The sequence below is a fragment of the Bacillus cereus group sp. BfR-BA-01382 genome (assembly GCF_022663475.1).
Classification (GTDB): domain Bacteria; phylum Bacillota; class Bacilli; order Bacillales; family Bacillaceae_G; genus Bacillus_A; species Bacillus_A thuringiensis_S.
Genome location: NZ_JAKUFQ010000222.1, coordinates 1 through 2,106, shown reverse-complemented (window position 1 = coordinate 2,106; position 2,106 = coordinate 1). Strand labels below are relative to the sequence as shown.

The window sequence follows — 2,106 nt, the reverse complement described above, 5'->3', positions numbered from 1 at the left end:
AACAGGAGAATGTGGCTGTAGCTTTAATCAACCACATTTAAGGACAGTAATCTCCCACCTAACTTCCTAGCATAGCATTCGCGGAAATTTTAGGTGGATATGTATTGTTACAAGTTACTGTTTTACTTTGAGTGCTCCTTTACTTTCTTATCAAGTGCCTTACTATAAGCATCTTTGTTTTCCTGCGATAACTCATAAATTGCTTTTTTCCAATGCTCTCCGTCTACACCTGATAAAAATTCAGTACCTTTCATTGTAGCTTCTTGAACCTTCTGTTTATCTTCTTTACCAGCATCCTTAATTAACTTCGTTGCTTTTCTTGCCTCTGTTACCCCTTCTTGTATGGATTTGTGAATGTCTTTGTATGTATCAGGTACTTTTATGTGTTCCATATTGTCTAAAATTTTATCTATCTCGTTTGATGTTTTTAAAACAGCTTTTGCTTTTTCTTTGTCCTTTAAGGATTCTCCTAAGTTTAGTAATAGTTCATCCTTCTTAAATTGGAACTCTACCACTTGCTCACATATGTAGTACGGATACTGTTGTTCGGAAAGTACTGTTTTCGTTATTGCTTTACTAGTTTGCTCAGTCTTATGAGTAGAATCTTTATCTCCTGCCTCGCATCCGACTAACAGCATAAATGGAACTGCTAACGTTACTAGTTTCTTTGCTCTCATTATGTATTCTCCTTGTAGAAATTATTGTAAGTAATTAACATATCAAACTATAACATACATTACATTATGGTTCACTTCCATTACGCTTTTAAAATGCAAAATAAGAATACACCCCATAAGCCGCAAATAAGATTAATAGAATAGAAATGCCGAGTACTGTATATAATCCATTTTAAATTTGAATTCATATCATCCTCCTACCTCTCAACAATTCCAGTATATAACAAAAAAGCATTGGATACCCAATGCTTTTACACTTACGCAAATAAAGACGTATTCGCATATAAAGCTGGTGAACCACCTGAATGTACGAATAAAATGTTGTCTTCTTTATTAAATGTACCTTTTTTAATTAAGTCGATTAATCCCGCTACCGCTTTACCTGTATACACTGGATCAAGTAAAATACCTTCTGTTTTCGCAAGTAACTGAACTGCCTCTACCATTTCCGGCGTTGGTAACGCATATCCTGTCCCTACATATTCATCAAAGCACGTAACAGCGTCACGCGGGATAAAGTTTGGAATACCAACGTGTGCTGAAGTTTCATCTACAAGTTTTGCTACTTTCTCTTCTTGCTCAGCTTTTCCTCTACTTACGTTGATTCCAATTACAGGAATGTGGCTTTGTGTTCCAGCAAAACCAGTAATTAAACCAGCGTGCATACCAGCGCTACCGCTTACGCAAACGACTGTACTGAAATCAATTCCTTGGTCAAATGATTGTGCCATAATTTCTTGCGCACAAGCAACGTATCCCATTGCACCAGTAGGATTTGATCCACCAACTGGTATGACATATGGTGTATTACCTTTTTCACTTACTTCTTTTGCTACTTTATGCATTTCTTCCATCAGGTCTGCTCCGTTTGGTACAACAATGACATTTTCAGCACCTAATAAGTGATATAAGAAATAGTTTCCGTTAAAGTCTGGCTTCTCTTCTGGTTCAAGCCCTTCTTCTAATACAAGGATACATTTCATTTTTTCTTTTACCGCAGCTGCCAGTGTTAGACGGCAATGGTTTGACTGAATACCACCAGCTGTAATTAACGTATCTGCACCATTTTCCTGTGCATCTGCAACTAAAAATTCTAATTTTCTCGTCTTATTGCCACCAGCTGTTAAACCAAGTAAATCATCTCGTTTAAAATAAATAGTCGGGCCACCAAGTGCTTCAGAAAAGTTGTTTAACTTTTCAATTGGTGTATATGATTCTGTATATTTTTTTCTCGGGAATTTAGCTAAATTCATTGTAACGCTCCTTTTGTACTTCTTTCACAATATATGTAACGTTACTATTATTACACGTAAAAATGGTGAAGTCATCTTTCTGGGTTAAAAATGTATTAGAATTTCGTTTTGATAAGTAAAACCGTATTAATGATTTTAACTTAATTACGGTACATGAAATTTATATCAACGATTTT

Annotated in this window: 2 protein-coding genes; both read right to left on the bottom strand. The window is 35.5% G+C overall.

Annotated features, from left to right (window positions below; translation table 11 throughout):
• Positions 1-122: 122 nt before the first annotated feature.
• The gene (locus MR160_RS33480; protein WP_001201794.1) at positions 123-677 is read right to left on the bottom strand and encodes a hypothetical protein; all 555 of its coding nucleotides are present in this window, start codon (positions 675-677) and stop codon (positions 123-125) included.
• Positions 678-934: 257 nt separating this feature from the next.
• Positions 935-1,930: a D-cysteate sulfo-lyase gene (gene cuyA, locus MR160_RS33475; protein WP_001046612.1), complete on the bottom strand. Its 996-nt coding sequence runs from the start codon at positions 1,928-1,930 to the stop codon at positions 935-937.
• Positions 1,931-2,106 lie beyond the last annotated feature (176 nt).